The sequence below is a fragment of the Streptomyces sp. NPDC017448 genome (assembly GCF_044330565.1).
In the GTDB taxonomy this organism is placed as follows: Bacteria; Actinomycetota; Actinomycetes; order Streptomycetales; family Streptomycetaceae; genus Streptomyces.
On record NZ_JBIRLM010000017.1, the window covers coordinates 72,478 to 86,132 of the forward strand.

A 13,655-nucleotide genomic window follows, 5' to 3' on the forward strand; every position below is an offset into this window, starting at 1 on the left:
CCGAAACCGCCCCGGCATCCGCTGCCTGTCCGAACCGGTCGGCGGGTACAGGGTGCCCAGGGCCCCGGACGCCGGGGTGAAGAAGGGGAGAGCGGATGTCGGTCGATCTCATGGGATTCCTCGGCGTGGCGCTGATCGCGTACGCCGTCCCCGGCCCCGACTTCCTGGTGGTGTTCCGGTCGGCGGTGGAGCACCCTTCCAAGGGCCGGGCGGCGGGGCTGGGCGCCCAGGCGGGGCTGTGCGTGCACATGCTCGCCGCCGCCGTCGGCCTGGCGGTGGTCGCCGCCCGCTCCCCGGCGGTCTACGCGGCGATCAAACTCCTGGGCGCCGCCTACCTGGTCCATCTCGGGGTTCGGGCGGTGCTCGCCGCCCGGCGCGCCGCCCGGGAGCGGTCCGTGGCGCGGAAGGCGAAGGGCGAGGGACCGCCGACGGGAGGGCGGGGGTCCACCGGCGCACGGTGGCGTTCCGGTTTCGCCGAGGGCTTCCTCACCAACGTGCTCAACCCCAAGGCGGCGCTGTTCTTCCTCAGCATCCTGCCGCAGTTCGTCGACGGCGGTGGTTCGACCACGCGGCAGATCTTCTTCCTCGGCACCCTGGACGTCCTGATCGGGATCGCCTACTGGTTCATCGTGGTCGCCGTCGCCGCCCGGCTGCGCACCCTGCTGGCCCGTCCGAAGATCCAGCGGCGCTGGGAGCTGACCACGGGGTGGCTGTTCATCGGCGTCGGCGTCGGCCTCGCGGCCGCGGCCTGAACTCCGGCCCCGGGGACGGGAAGCGAGAGGGCGCGGCGGGACGGGCGGCGGCATCGCCCCGGCTTCCCCCACCACGGCGTTCGGCTCTCTCGCGGGGACGGGAACCCCACCCGCCGCCGGGGACGAGGCCGCTTCCCCCCCCCGCCAGGCCGCGCGGGCCCCGGGCCGGGGCCCCGGGCGGGTAGGCGCTTCACGGGAAACGCGGCCGGGCCGTCGGGCCGCGTGACCCTCAGGCGAGGATCTTCGCCTTCGCCCGCTCGTACTCCTCGTCGTTGAGCGCGCCCTTCTCCTTGAGCTCGGCGAGTTTCGCCAGGTCGTCCACGTGGGATCCGCCGCCGGCCCCTTCCCGGGGCCCCGCCGCCCGGCGCACGTAACTGCGGAACGCCGCCTCCGACTCCCTGGCCGCCTTCTCGTCGCGCTCGTGCATGCTGCGTCCGCGGGCGACGAGGTAGACCAGAACACCCAGGTACGGCAGCAGGATCACGAAGATCAGCCAGCCCGCCTTGGCCCAGCCGCTCAGAGAGTGGTCCCGGAAGAGGTCGGTGACCACCTTGAACAGCAGGAAGAACCACATGACCCACAGGAACAGGTACAGCATGGTCAGGAAGAGGTTCAGGAGCGGGTAATCGTCCATGGGGCTTCTCCGATCGCACGGATGGTCCCTTATTCATACAGTGCGACCGTTTTACCCGCATCTGTGCAAAGGGGGGCGCGAGCGGCGGCGCGGCCCGTCGGCCGCGGCGTCCGGACGGTGCGATCCGCAGGACGTGCGCGGGCGGGTGGGAGATCCCCGACCCGGGCCGTCGACCGCCGGGATCCGCGCCGCCGGCTCGGACAACGGGACCGGGTCGCTGGGGGTGCGGGCACGCGCTCGGGCCGCCGTAGCGAACCGGCGGCCCCGGCACGCTCAGACCACCAGGCGCAGCGACCTCTCCGCGATGCCGAGCCGGACGCTCTGACCCCAGGTCAGTTCCAGGGCGTCGGACTCCATGCCGTCCCCGAAGACCACCAGCCGGTCCGACTCCACGGTCAGCCGCAGCCCCTGGCCCCGCCCCAGCCCCCCGGCCACCCTCGACGTCCCGGTCGCCGGTGAGGGCCATGCCTCGCGTACGAACCACAGGAGGCGCGCGTCGCACGGCGCCGGGAGCGGGAGGGCGCTGCCGCGCTCCAGCCACAGCGAGCGGAGCCAGCCGGTGGCGCCGGTGCCGGTGCCGACCAGCACTCCGGAGGAAGCCTGCGCTTCGCCGGGGGAGCTCTCGCCGTCGCGGCCGAGCCGGTAGCGGGCCGTCTGGTGGCCGGGCGGTCCGAGGTAGATCTCGTTCAGGGCGAGGAGGCGCTGGGTGTCGTCGGCGACGGCCTCGACCATGGTCAGTTCGTCGGCCCGCCCTCCGGCGGCGGTCGCGGCGCGCAGCAGGGCCGCCGCGTCGGCGCGGCGGTGGCGGACCAGGACGCCGGGGTTGCGTCCCGGGTCGGTGTCGATGCCCACCACCGGCTGGCCGGACAGGTACTTCGCGGTGTTGGCGACCAGTCCGTCCTGGCCGACCACGACCACCACGTCCTCCGGGGCGAACAGGAAGCGGTCCAGGTCCGCCCGCTCCACCCGGGTGGAGCGCCAGGTGAGCGGCACCGCCGCCGCCACCTCGCGCAGCGCCTGCCGGGTGTCCTCGTGGCGGCGGGCCACCTCGTCGATCGCGCGGCCCCGGCTGGAGAGGAAGAACGCGGCCTGCCCGTGCGTGCCGTGCCGGGCGAGCAGCTCCTCGTACTCCGTCCGCCGGTGGACGAGCACCGCCCGGGGCGCCAGGCTCACGCTCCCGCCCCGCCTTCCGCGCGGCCGAGCTTGGCGAGCAGGCCGGTGAGGACGTCGGGGGAGAGGGTGAGGCTCTCGATGCGCGGCAGATTCTCCGCGAGGCGAGTCGTCGCCAGGGCGTGCAGCGTGGCCGGATCGACCTCGCCGTGCACCCGCAGCCAGGCGGCCTGCGCCTCGGCCCGTGCCGCACCCGTCTCGCGCGCCGCCTCGGCCTCCGCGCGGGCCAGGCGCACCGTGCGGGCGGCCTGCGCCTCGGTCCGTACCCCGTCGGCCGCGGCCTTCTCCTCGGCCTCGCGGCGGGCGTTGGTGCCCCGCTGATCGACCAGCTGCTCCTCGCGGCGGGCCAGTTCGATCTGGCTGGCCAGCTCGTTCTCGGCGATGGCGCGCTCGCGCTCGACCGCCACGGCCCGCCGCTCGTAGGTCGCCCGGTCGGCCTCCTGCTGGATCTGCTCGCGGGCCGGGGTGCGCAGGGCGCGTTCGACCTCGGCCTCGGGGCGGATCGCGACGACGCGCACGGCCACCACGTCGATGCCGGTGGCCGGGAGCCGGGGCTCGGCGGCGAGACCGGTGGCGACCCGTTCGCGTACGGAGGCGACCCCGTCCACCAGGGCCGCCGCGAGCGGGGTGCGGGCCAGGACGTCCAGGGTGTGCTGCTGCGCGGTCTCGGTGAGGAGGGTGGCGATCTGCTCCAGCGGGGCGCCGCGCCAGCTCCCGGTGTCCGGGTCCACGGAGAAGTCCAGCCGGTTCGCCGCCTCGGCCGGGTCGCTGATCCGGTAGGTGACGGTGGCCTGCACGGTGACGTCCTGGAAGTCGGCCGTACGGGCGTGGAAGGCCATGGCCAGCTCCCGGTCGTCCACCGGGACCTCGGAGAGCGCCGCCGTCAGGGACCGGTACCAGAAGCTGAGCCCCTGCCCGTCGTGGGCGAGCCGTCCGCGTTTGTGGTGGCGGATGTGGGCGGTGGGCGCGGAGCGCAGGTGGCGCCAGCCGAAGCGGCGGGTGATGTCGGCCATGATGGGAACCCCCTTGATTTCGTCAAGACGACGATAAGGGGCCTCGTTCATAGTGTCAAGGTGACGATAAGGAGGGGTGCGGTCCGGCGGGCCGTGTGACGGTCGCGAGCGCCGTCCGCCCCGTGGAGCGCGTCGCCGGGGCGGGGCCGTGGTCCGGCCCTCGCCGGACGGGTGCGGGCCCGGTCGCGCCCGCCCGGCCCCGCGAACCGCCGAGCGCTTGCGGGGGCGTGGACATGCGGGCGGCCGGCGGCCTCCGCAGAGGTCGCCGGCCGCCCGGGGGTGCGCCGCCCCCGTCCCCACGGTGCGGCGCGGGTGGACCGTCCCCATCCGCCGGGACGGGCGGTCCACGTCTGTCAGGACTCCGGCGCCCCCGCCGGGAGTCCGAGGCTCGGGAGGATCGCCTTCTCCACGAACCCGGTCAGGTACGCGGCGTCGGCGTAACGCCCCTCCAGCAGCGGGCGGGCGCGCATCACGCCGAGCAGTTGGGCCGAGACGAACGCGGCCCCCGGGTGGTCCGCCGCGATCTCGCCGCGCTCCTGGCCGCGCCGGACCATCGCGTCGATCGCCGCGACCTCCGGCGCGATCAGCGCCTCGCGCAGCGCGCACAGCAGCTCCGGGCTCTGGAGCGCCGCGTGGCTGAGGGCGTGCATCAGCGGGGTGTCGCGCCCCGCCGCCTCGCCGATCGCCCGGGCCGCCTCCAGGAGGTCCCCGGCCAGCGTCCCGGTGTCGATCCTCGGAAGCCGCATGCGCCGGGTGCCCCGCAGTGCGGCCACCACCAGCTCGGGCTTGGAACCCCACTGCCGGTACAGCGTCGACTTCCCGCACCGGGTGCGCGAGGCGACGCCCTCCATCGTCAGCGACTCGTATCCGCTCTCCCGCAACAGGTCCAGCACCGCCGTGTAGAGCTCCTGCGCCCGCTCCGGTGTGATCTTCGACCGGGGGGAGACGGGTGCTGACTCCTGCGCGGAATCGGGCGACGGCATGGGCGGTACCTCCTGCGGCGGTGCGGCGAGGTTGTCGATACGCCAGTGTACCGATACGCAGGTGTACCGATACGCCAACGTATCGGTACACTGGCGTATCGATACGGCGTGGATCGAGATGACCGGGCCGTCCTGACACCGCTTCGCATCCAAGGGGGCACCGGGTGACACCCGCCCGCACCGAGCCCGTGGACCAGGAGCCGGACATACGTGCCCGACCGCCCCTCGTCCGCGAGTTCCTTCTCGTGGCCGGACTCTTTCTGGCCTACAAATTCGGCCGCCAGGCCGCCAACGGCCATGTCGAGGAGGCGTTCCGCAACGCGGGGAACGTCTGGGACCTCGAACGCGCCCTGCGCCTCCCCGGCGAGGGCGCGGTCCAGGGGATGCTGCTGCACAGTGGGCCCCTGATCCACGCGGCGAACACCTACTACGCCGTCGTGCACTTTCCGGCCACGGCCCTCTTCCTGGTCTGGCTCTACTGGCGGCGTCCCCGCCACTACGTACGGTCGCGCCGCGTCCTCGCCGTGCTGACGGCCGCCGCCCTGGCCCTGCACCTGGTCTTCCCGCTGGCCCCGCCCCGGATGCTGCCGGCCGCCGGCCTCGTCGACACCGGCCAGGTCTACGGGCCGACGGTGTACGGGCACACGCCCGCGACCGACACGATGGCGAACCAGTTCGCCGCCATGCCCTCGCTGCACGTGGGCTGGGCCGTGATGGTCGCCGTCGGGCTGATCGCCGCCACCCGCTCCCGGTGGCGGTGGCTGTGGCTGCTGCACCCGGCGATCACCCTGCTCGTCGTCGTGGGCACGGCCAACCACTACTGGCTCGACGCCGTCGTCGTCGTGGCGCTGCTCGCCGTGGCCCTCGCCGCGTTCCGGCTGCCGCCGTCCGCCCGGACCGTCCCCCGGCCGGGCCGGTGGGCGAGCGGCGCCGCCGCCCCCGTACCGGCGTACGCGGGCGGCGTGGTCGGCGCGTACGCGGGGGGTGCGGCCGTCCCCGGCCTCCGCGGGACCGCCCTCGTGCCCCGCCGCCCGGCGGCTGCCGCGGCCCCGCCGCCCGGCCCGTCCGCCGGTCCGCCCGCGCCGGCCGGTTTCCGCCGGTCCGCCGCTTCCACCGCGGAGGCGGGCCCCGGTCCGCGCCCGCGCACCCGTGCCGGAGCCGTGCGATGAACGCCACTCTTCTCGCCGTCGCGCTCTCCCTCGTCTCGGCGGGCGCCTACGCGGCCGCCGCCGTGGCCCAGTCGCGGCTGGCCGGCCGCACCGACCCCGCCACCGGATTCCTGCGGATGCTCCGCCGGGGAGCCTGGTGGTCGGCGGTCGGTCTCAACGCCGCCGGAGCGCTGCTGCACGTAGCCGCCCTCAACTACGGTCCGCTGACCCTGGTCCAGCCGCTCGGCGCGCTCACCCTCGTCGTCGCCGTCCCGCTCGGGGCGCGCGCCGCCGGACGCCGGGTCGGCCGCGTCGAGTGGCGGGGCACCGCCCTGACCCTGCTCGGTCTCGGCGCGCTGCTTTTGACCGCGGGCGGCTCCGCACCGCACGACACCCTCACCCTCCCCGAAGCGCTCGGCGTGGGCGCGGCGACCATGGCGGTCGTCGCCGGACTCGGCAGGCCCGGGGTCCGTCCGGGGCTACGGCACGCGGCGGCCTCCGGGATCACCTCCGGCGTCGCCTCCGCCCTCACCCAGACGCTCACCGTCGCCGTCACCGACCACTCCGGCGGCCCGCTGTTCAGCTGGCGGCTGCTGACGGTCGCCCTGCTCGTGTCGGCCTTCGCGATGGGCGGTCTGCTGCTGTCCCAGACCGCCTACCGGGGCGGGCTCGGCGCCCCGCTCGCCGTGGTCACCCTCGCCAACCCGGTCGCCGCCGCCGCGATCGGCCTGGCCCTGCTCGGCGAACGCCTCCAGGGCGGTCCGGTCAGCCTGGCGCTCGCCCTCCTCGGCGCAGCGGCGGCCGTGCGAGGAGTGGTCCTCCTCAGCCGGGCCCAGGCGCGGGGGACGGAGCCGGACGACGCGCCCGGGGGGCCCGCCCCGATGGAGCGGCCCTCCTCCCGGACCGTCATCCGCAGCCCCCGGCGCGCGGACACCGCGACGCCGCCGCCCGCTCCCGAACCCGTTCCCGCCCACGCGAGCGGCTGACCGGGGGAGGGGGCGGCCGATGGGTCGGGCGCGCACCGGCTCACGCGGCGGCCGGCCCGCAGGCGCGCTCAGCCGTCCAGATCGGCGATGGCCCGGGTCAGCCAGCCGGTCCAGAACGTCTCCAGATCGATGCCGCCCCGCAGCACCAGATGCCGCAGCCGGCCCTCGTCGGTCGTCGGCGCGGGGGTGAAGTCGCGCTGCTCGATCTCCCGGTACTCCGCCAGCTGGCTCTCGTGCAGCGCCAGGTGACGGCGCAGCTCCGCGCCCATGCCGTCCGCCCCGACGACCGCCGCCGCCCGCATGCGCAGCAGCAGCGGATCGCGGACCGGCTTGGGGTCCTCGGGGAGCGCCACCCAGGCCGCCAGCTCCTCGCGGCCGGCGGGCAGCACCTCGTACTCCTTCTTCTGTCCCCGGGCCGGCACCGCCGCGGGCAGCGCCCTGATCCGCCCGGCCTGCTCCAGCTTCCCCAGCTCGCGGTAGATCTGCTGGTGGGTCGATGACCAGAAGTAGCCGATCGACCGGTCGAACCTGCGGGTCAGCTCCAGACCGGAGGACGGCTTCTCCAACAGGGCGGTGAGGATCGCGTGCGGCAGTGACATGGGGTGCATCCTAAGGACGTACGGAGCCGGGGCGACGGGCCCGCCGCCCCGGCCGCCGGGGCGGTCAGAGCGCGGCGGCCAGCTCCGTGCCCTGGCGGATCGCCCGCTTCGCGTCCAGCTCGGCCGCCACGTCCGCGCCGCCGATCAGATGGACCGGGACGGCTCCCGCGCGCAGCTCCTCGTACAGCTCGCGGCGCGATTCCTGGCCCGCGCACAGCACCACCGTGTCGACCGGCAGCACCCGGCGCTCACCGTCGACGGTGAGGTGGAGGCCATCGCCGTCGATGAGGTCGTAGGAGGCCCCGGCGATCATCTCGACGCCCCGGTGGCGCAGTTCGGTGCGGTGGATCCAGCCGGTCGTCCTGCCCAGCCCCGCACCGACCTTGGTGCTCTTGCGCTGGACCAGGTGGACCGTGCGGGGCGGCTTGGGGCGTTCGGGGGTGCGCAGTCCGCCCCGGTCCTCGTACGCCGTGTCCACGCCCCACTGCCGGAAGAACGTGTCCGGGTCCAGGCTCGCCGCCTCGCCGCCGTCCGTGAGGAACTCCGCGACATCGAAACCGATACCGCCCGCCCCCACGATCGCGACCCGGTCGCCGACCGGCGCCCCGTCGCGCAGTACGTCCAGATAGCTCACGACGTTCGGGCGGTCCGTGCCGGGGATCGCCGGAGTGCGCGGCTCGACGCCGGTGGCCAGCACGATCTCGTCGAAGTCCTCCAGCGCTTCGGCGTCCGCCCGGGTGGACAGGCGCAGTTCGACGTCCAGCTCCGCCAGCCGCGTACGGAAGTAGCGCAGCGTCTCCTCGAACTCCTCCTTGCCCGGCACCCGGCGCGCCACGTTCAGCTGGCCGCCGATCGCGTCCGCCGTGTCGAACAGGGTCACCGCGTGCCCCCGTTCGGCCGCCGTCACCGAGCAGGCGAGGCCCGCCGGACCGGCCCCCACCACGGCGACGCGCTTACGTGTCCGGGTCGGGCTCAGCACCAGCTCGGTCTCGTGGCAGGCGCGCGGATTGACCAGACAGGAGGTGATCTTGAGGCTGAAGACGTGGTCCAGGCACGCCTGGTTGCAGCCGATGCAGGTGTTGATGGCGTCCGCCCGGTCCGCCGCGGCCTTCGCGACGAACTCCGGGTCGGCCAGGAAGGGGCGTGCCATCGAGACCATGTCGGCCCGGCCCGACGCGAGGATCTCCTCCGCCACCTCGGGGGTGTTGATGCGGTTGCTCGTCACCAGCGGTACGGACACGGCACCGCGCACCTTCTCGGTCACCCAGGTGAACGCGCCGCGCGGCACGGAGGTGGCGATGGTCGGGATGCGCGCCTCGTGCCACCCGATCCCGGTGTTGATGATGGTGGCGCCCGCCGCCTCGATCTCCTTCGCGAGCGTGACGACCTCCTCCAGCGTCGATCCGCCCGGCACCAGGTCCAGCATGGAGAGCCGGTAGATCAGGATGAAGTCGCCGCCGACCCGCTCACGGACCCGGCGCACGATCTCCACGGGGAACCGGATGCGGTTCTCGTACGAGCCGCCCCAGCGGTCGGTGCGGTGGTTGGTCGCGGAGACGATGAACTCGTTGATCAGATAGCCCTCGGAGCCCATGATCTCGACCCCGTCGTACCCGGCCCGGCGCGCCAGCTCCGCCGCGCGGACGAACTCCTCGACGGTCTCCTCGACCTCGTCGCCGGTCAGGGCGTTCGGGGTGAACCCGCTGATGGGGGCCTTGAGGGCGCTCGGAGCGACCAGGTCGGGGTGGTGGGCGTACCGGCCGAAGTGCAGGATCTGCATCGCGATCCGGCCGCCCGCCGCGTGCACCGCGGAGGTGATCTCCCGGTGCTGCTCGGCCTCCGCCTCGGTCGTCATCTTGGCGCCGCCGGGGAAGGAGCAGCCCCGCTCGCTGGGGGCGATCCCCCCGGTGACGATCAGGCCGACGCCGCCCCGGGCGCGCTCGGCGTAGAACGCGGCCATCCGCTCGAAGCCGCGCTCGGCCTCTTCCAGGCCGATGTGCATCGAGCCCATGAGCACCCGGTTGGGGAGGGTGGTGAACCCCAGGTCCAGCGGGCTCAGCAGATTCGGATACGGGGTCAGGGGGGCGCTCATGGGGGTCTCCTCCGCACAGGGTCGTCGGGACAGTTGTAGACCACCGCGGCTTTCTTGTGCAACAAGTTGCATAATGATCTGCGTCGCACCGGGGCCCGCGGAGCCCTTGGGGCGCCCGGCTCGTTCCCCGCACGGCGCAATCGGCCGTGCCCGGTCGGCGGCCGCCGACGAGAGTGGAACCCGTACCGCACGTACGCCCCTCATCCCGGGAGTCCCCATGGTCTGCGTCAACCGGCGTGATCTCGGCCTGCTCGCCCTGCGCGTCGGCACCGGCGCGGTCCTCGCCGCCCACGGCGGCCAGAAGCTGGCCGGCTGGTTCGGCGGCGGGGGCATCCAGGGCACCACGGCCGCGATGGAGGCGATGGGCTTCCATCCGCCCAAACACAGTGCGGTGGCCGCCGGTCTCGGCGAAGCGGGCGGCGGCGCCCTGCTGGCGCTGGGCCTCGCCACTCCGGCGGCGGGCGCGGCGGCGGCCGGAGCGATGGCCGGAGCGGTGGCCGTGCACGCCCCGGCGGGGTTCTTCGCCCAGGGAGGCGGCTACGAGTACCCGGCCTTCCTCGGCTTCACCGCCGCCGCCATCGGCCTGATCGGTCCCGGCCGCTACTCCGTGGACCACGCCACCCGCCATGTCTTCGACCGCCCCTGGACGGTCGCCCTGGCCTTCGCGGGCGCCGCCGTCGCGGCCGCCGCGGTGGTCGGCAAACGCGCGAAGGGGCAGGCCGAGCGGGAGCCGGAGGAGTTCTGACGCCGGCCGCTCGGTCCGCCCCTTCGTCCGGGGTCTCTACCGGGCCCCGGCGGCCCCGGACTCCGCCCCCGGCGCGGCGTCCGCGCCCTGGCGGCTGAGCGCCCCGGGCCACCACGCCTTCGGTCCGATGTCCCGCACCAGCGCCGGGACCAGGAGCGAGCGGACCACCAGGGTGTCCAGCAGGACGCCGAAGGCCACGATGAACGCGATCTGGAGCAGGAACGCCAGCGGGATCACGCCCAGCGCCGCGAAGGTGGCCGCCAGGACGACGCCCGCCGAGGTGATGACCCCGCCGGTGGTGGTGAGCCCGCGCAGGATGCCCTCCCGGACGCCGTGCAGCAGCGACTCCTCCCGGACCCGGGACATCAGGAAGATGTTGTAGTCGACGCCCAGGGCGACCAGGAACACGAACCCGTACAGCGGAACCGACGAATCCGTACCGGTGAAGCCGAACACGTGGGTGAAGACCAGGGAGGAGATGCCGAGCGTGGCGAGGAAGTTCAGCGCCACGGTCGCCACGAGCAGCACCGGCATCAGCAGCGACCGCAGCAGGAAGACCAGGATCACCAGGATGATCGCCAGCACCACCGGGACGATCAGCATGCGGTCGTCCTCGGCCGTCCGCTGGGTGTCGTACTGCTGCGCGGTGTAGCCCCCGACCAGGGCGTCCGATCCGGGCACCGCGTGGACGGCGGTGCGCAGCGCGGCCACCGCCTCCTTGGCGCCGTCGCTGTCGGCCGCGTCCTCGAGGGTGGCGTCGATGCGGACCCTGCCGTCGACGACGAGGGGTTCGCCGCCCGGCCGTCCGCTCGCGCTCACCGGAGCGGCCGAGGCCGCCCCCTCGGTGCGTTCGGCGGCCTCGGTGACCTCGGCCAGGCGATCGGCCGACGCGATGATCACCGCCGGGTTGCCGGAGCCGCCGGGGAAGTGCTCGCCCAGCGTCTTCTGGGCGGCCACGGACGGCGCGTCGTTGACGAAGATCTCGTCCAGCGGCACGCCCTTCGAGGTGAGCGTGGGGGCGAACGCGGCGCAGGCGATCAGAGCCGCGAGGGTGATCGCCCAGACCTTGCGGGGAGCCCGGTCGACGAGCGCCGCGACCTTGTGCCAGACGCCCCGGCCGCCGGACGCCTTCTCCTCGGCGGCCCTGGGCTTCGCCGGCCAGTACGCGGCCCGGCCGAGCAGCACCAGGGCGGCGGGCAGGAAGGTGAGGGCGCTCAGGACCGAGCAGACGATGCCGATCGCGCCCACCGGGCCGAGCGCCCGGTTGTTGGTGAGGTCGCTGAGCAGCAGGGCGAGCAGCCCCGCCGCCACCGTCGCGGCGCTCGCGGTGATCGGGCCGAAGGATTCGCGCAGTGCGACCCGCATGGCGGTGAACCGGTCGCCGTGGACGGCCAGCTCCTCCCGGAACCGGGCGGTGAGCAGCAGTGCGTAGTCCGTCGCCGCGCCGATCACCAGGATCGACAGGATGCCCTGCACCTGGCCGTCCACGCGCACCACGTCGTGGTCGGCGAGGACGTAGACGACCGCGCAGGCCAGGCCGAGGGCGAAGACCGCGCCGAGGATGATGACGAACGGCAGCAGCACACTGCGGTAGACCAGCAGCAGGATGACGAGCACGGTGATCAGGGCGACCCCGAGCAGCAGCCCGTCGATGCCCGCGAACGCGTCGGACAGATCGGCCTGGCTGGCGGCCGGTCCCGCGAGTTGGACCGTCGTGCCGGACACGGACGCGCCCGCCTTCTCGATCCTCTCCAGCACCGTCGGCAACTCGTCCCCGAGATCGGGGCTCAACTGCACGATGCCCTGCAGCGCCCGGCCGTCCTCGGAGGGCAGGGCGGGGGAGGGCTTTCCGGCGACGCCCTCGCTCCCGGCGAGCGAGGCGAGGGCGTCGGTGGCCGCCTTCCGCTGCGCGGCGCCCACCGGGGCGTCCTGCTCCTTGGAGGTCCAGACGACGATGGCGGGGACGGTCTCGTTCTGCTGGAACGCCTTCTGGGCGTCGATGACCTGTGTGGACTCGGCGTTCTGGGGCAGGAAAGCGGCCTGGTCGTTGGTGGCGACCTCGCCGAGCTTTCCGGCGTACGGGCCGAGCCCGCCGCCGATGCCGAGCCAGACGAGCAGCAGGACGACGGGGATCAGTCGGCGGAGCGGCCGTGCGGGGGTGGACATGGGGCTCCCGGGAGTGGAGATAGCTCAGCGGTTAACAATCTCAATCGTTGAAATACATTACGGGGTAGCTGTCCTGTCCGGTCGTGCGGGGTGGCTTCGGCGGTCCATCCCCTCATGGACGCACCGGGCGGGGCGAAAACTCAGCGACGCGCCGGAGGCGGGCCGGCCAGTTCCTCGTTCATCGCGGCGAGGAAACGCAGGACGGTCGTCAGCTCCGTCTCGCTGAAGCGCGCCCTGGCCCGTGCCGTGGCCTCGGCGAGCGGCATGAAGTAATCGCGGGCGGCGGTGCGGGCGCTCGGCTCGTAGTGGACGTGCACCACCCGGCGGTCGGCGCTCTCCCGCGCCCGCCGGACGTGACCCGCCCGCTCCAGCCGGTCCAGGCAGGCCGTCACCGCTCCCGAGGTGAGCCCCAGACGCTCGCGCAGCGCCCCCGGCGTGAGGGGCGAGGGCGCGTCCAGGATGGCGGCCAGCGCGCTCACGTCCGTGGGATGCAGCTGCTGGTGCGCCGCGAAGCCGTGGGTCATCCGGTTGATCTCGCCGTTCATCCGGCGCAGCTCCACCGCGAACGCCTGAAGGTCGGCGAGCCCCGCCTCGGGTCGTGCGGCGGGGCCCCGGGGCGATCGGTCGTCGGCGCTGGTCACGCCCTCAGCGTATAGAACCTCCGTCCGCGGGCCGCGCGCGGACCGGCGGGGCTCCGGGCCCGGAGCCCCGCGGGCGGGCGGATTCGCGGACGTCAGGAGGACGGCGGCATGAGGACGGTGTCGACCAGGTTGACCGTGGCGTTGGCCGTCGGCACACCGCCGCAGACGATCCTGGAGGAGTCGTTGACCGTGAACTCGGCGCCCGAGCCCTTCGTCATGAGGTCGCTGCCCTCCAGGGTCTTGAACGTGCCCTCCTCCATCTGCTGGGTCGTGACCTTCTCGCCCACCACGTGGTACGTGAGCACCTTGGTGAGCTGGGCCTTGTTGCTGAGGAGCGCGTCCAGATCCGCCTTCGGGATCTTCTCGAACGCGGCATTGGTCGGCGCGAACACCGTGATGCCCTTCGCGTTGTTCAGGGTGTCCACCAGCCCGGCCTTCTTCACCGCGCTGACGAGGGTGGAGAGCTCCGGCTTGTTCGAGGCGGCGGTGGCCACGGGGTCCTTCGCCATCCCCTCCAGGCTGCCCGCGCCTTCCTTCGGTACGGAGGAGCAGGCGGGGCCGTACGGTTCGGCGGGCGCCTCCGCCCCGGCCTGCGGAGCGAAGAACGCCAGCGAGGCGGGGAAGGCGAGGGCGGCGGCGGCCGCGGCGGTGCGCTGCAGGCGGGTGATCGTCATGAGGTCTCCTCCGGATGTCCCTCGAGGCGAGCGAGGGAGGGCGGTCTCCGTC

General features: G+C 74.0%; 13 protein-coding genes. 4 read left to right on the forward strand and 9 right to left on the reverse strand.

Features of this window, described 5'->3' with window-relative positions:
• The first annotated feature begins 95 nt into the window (after window positions 1-95).
• Complete coding sequence (locus ACH4K1_RS24940) at window positions 96-752, forward strand: LysE family translocator (protein ID WP_398091661.1); 657 nt, start codon at window positions 96-98, stop codon at window positions 750-752.
• A gap of 229 nt (window positions 753-981) precedes the next feature.
• On the opposite strand, the gene ACH4K1_RS24945 is transcribed toward ACH4K1_RS24940, so the two are convergent.
• The 4 genes from ACH4K1_RS24945 to ACH4K1_RS24960 all read right to left on the reverse strand — a co-directional run bounded on the left by ACH4K1_RS24945 (window position 982) and on the right by ACH4K1_RS24960 (window position 4,552).
• A complete protein-coding gene (locus ACH4K1_RS24945) occupies window positions 982-1,386 on the reverse strand; it encodes an SHOCT domain-containing protein (protein ID WP_398091663.1) in 405 nt (134 codons plus the stop codon).
• 273 nt (window positions 1,387-1,659) lie between these two features.
• A complete protein-coding gene (locus ACH4K1_RS24950; protein ID WP_398091665.1) occupies window positions 1,660-2,559 on the reverse strand; it encodes a hypothetical protein in 900 nt (299 codons plus the stop codon).
• Window positions 2,556-3,569, reverse strand: coding sequence for an SPFH domain-containing protein (locus ACH4K1_RS24955; RefSeq protein WP_398091667.1), 1,014 nt, complete (start codon window positions 3,567-3,569; stop codon window positions 2,556-2,558). Before ACH4K1_RS24955 ends, ACH4K1_RS24950 begins: the two co-directional genes overlap by 4 nt.
• Before the next feature lie 353 nt (window positions 3,570-3,922).
• Window positions 3,923-4,552 carry a TetR/AcrR family transcriptional regulator gene (locus ACH4K1_RS24960; RefSeq protein ID WP_398091669.1) on the reverse strand — a complete coding sequence of 210 codons (630 nt, stop codon included), beginning with the start codon at window positions 4,550-4,552 and terminating at the stop codon, window positions 3,923-3,925.
• A gap of 164 nt (window positions 4,553-4,716) precedes the next feature.
• On the opposite strand from ACH4K1_RS24960, the gene ACH4K1_RS24965 reads away from it, so the two are divergent.
• Both ACH4K1_RS24965 and ACH4K1_RS24970 read left to right on the forward strand, forming a co-directional pair.
• Window positions 4,717-5,721, forward strand: a complete 1,005-nt coding sequence (locus ACH4K1_RS24965) for a phosphatase PAP2 family protein (protein ID WP_398091671.1) — start codon at window positions 4,717-4,719, stop codon at window positions 5,719-5,721.
• Window positions 5,718-6,686, forward strand: a complete 969-nt coding sequence (locus tag ACH4K1_RS24970) for a DMT family transporter (RefSeq protein ID WP_398091673.1) — start codon at window positions 5,718-5,720, stop codon at window positions 6,684-6,686. Before ACH4K1_RS24965 ends, ACH4K1_RS24970 begins: the two co-directional genes overlap by 4 nt.
• A 68-nt stretch (window positions 6,687-6,754) precedes the next feature.
• Here ACH4K1_RS24970 and ACH4K1_RS24975 read toward each other — a convergent pair whose 3' ends face one another.
• Together ACH4K1_RS24975 and ACH4K1_RS24980 are read right to left on the reverse strand one after the other, a co-directional pair.
• A complete protein-coding gene (locus tag ACH4K1_RS24975) occupies window positions 6,755-7,285 on the reverse strand; it encodes a PadR family transcriptional regulator (RefSeq protein WP_398091675.1) in 531 nt (176 codons plus the stop codon).
• A gap of 64 nt (window positions 7,286-7,349) precedes the next feature.
• Window positions 7,350-9,365: an FAD-dependent oxidoreductase gene (locus ACH4K1_RS24980; RefSeq protein ID WP_398091754.1), complete on the reverse strand. Its 2,016-nt coding sequence runs from the start codon at window positions 9,363-9,365 to the stop codon at window positions 7,350-7,352.
• A 229-nt stretch (window positions 9,366-9,594) separates the two neighbouring features.
• On the opposite strand from ACH4K1_RS24980, the gene ACH4K1_RS24985 reads away from it, so the two are divergent.
• Entirely contained in the window at window positions 9,595-10,122 is a 528-nt protein-coding gene (locus ACH4K1_RS24985; RefSeq protein WP_073770289.1) for a DoxX family protein, read from the forward strand.
• Window positions 10,123-10,158: 36 nt separating this feature from the next.
• Here the strand turns inward: ACH4K1_RS24985 and ACH4K1_RS24990 are convergent, their stop codons facing one another.
• The 3 genes from ACH4K1_RS24990 to ACH4K1_RS25000 form a co-directional block, all read right to left on the reverse strand.
• Window positions 10,159-12,288 (reverse strand): MMPL family transporter, encoded by a 2,130-nt coding sequence (locus tag ACH4K1_RS24990; RefSeq protein WP_398091677.1) that lies wholly within the window; start codon window positions 12,286-12,288, stop codon window positions 10,159-10,161.
• A 140-nt stretch (window positions 12,289-12,428) separates the two neighbouring features.
• Window positions 12,429-12,929 carry a MarR family winged helix-turn-helix transcriptional regulator gene (locus ACH4K1_RS24995; protein WP_398091679.1) on the reverse strand — a complete coding sequence of 167 codons (501 nt, stop codon included), beginning with the start codon at window positions 12,927-12,929 and terminating at the stop codon, window positions 12,429-12,431.
• A gap of 92 nt (window positions 12,930-13,021) precedes the next feature.
• Complete coding sequence (locus ACH4K1_RS25000; RefSeq protein ID WP_398091681.1) at window positions 13,022-13,603, reverse strand: fasciclin domain-containing protein; 582 nt, start codon at window positions 13,601-13,603, stop codon at window positions 13,022-13,024.
• Window positions 13,604-13,655 lie beyond the last annotated feature (52 nt).

Coding starts and splice junctions, on each gene's coding strand:
- ACH4K1_RS24940 (WP_398091661.1), top strand. CDS start 96: ATGTCGGTCGATCTCATGGGATTCCTCGGCGTGGCGCTGATCGCGTAC.
- ACH4K1_RS24945 (WP_398091663.1), bottom strand. CDS start 1,386: ATGGACGATTACCCGCTCCTGAACCTCTTCCTGACCATGCTGTACCTG.
- ACH4K1_RS24955 (WP_398091667.1), bottom strand. CDS start 3,569: ATGGCCGACATCACCCGCCGCTTCGGCTGGCGCCACCTGCGCTCCGCG.
- ACH4K1_RS24960 (WP_398091669.1), bottom strand. CDS start 4,552: ATGCCGTCGCCCGATTCCGCGCAGGAGTCAGCACCCGTCTCCCCCCGG.
- ACH4K1_RS24970 (WP_398091673.1), top strand. CDS start 5,718: ATGAACGCCACTCTTCTCGCCGTCGCGCTCTCCCTCGTCTCGGCGGGC.
- ACH4K1_RS24975 (WP_398091675.1), bottom strand. CDS start 7,285: ATGTCACTGCCGCACGCGATCCTCACCGCCCTGTTGGAGAAGCCGTCC.
- ACH4K1_RS24985 (WP_073770289.1), top strand. CDS start 9,595: ATGGTCTGCGTCAACCGGCGTGATCTCGGCCTGCTCGCCCTGCGCGTC.
- ACH4K1_RS24990 (WP_398091677.1), bottom strand. CDS start 12,288: ATGTCCACCCCCGCACGGCCGCTCCGCCGACTGATCCCCGTCGTCCTG.
- ACH4K1_RS25000 (WP_398091681.1), bottom strand. CDS start 13,603: ATGACGATCACCCGCCTGCAGCGCACCGCCGCGGCCGCCGCCGCCCTC.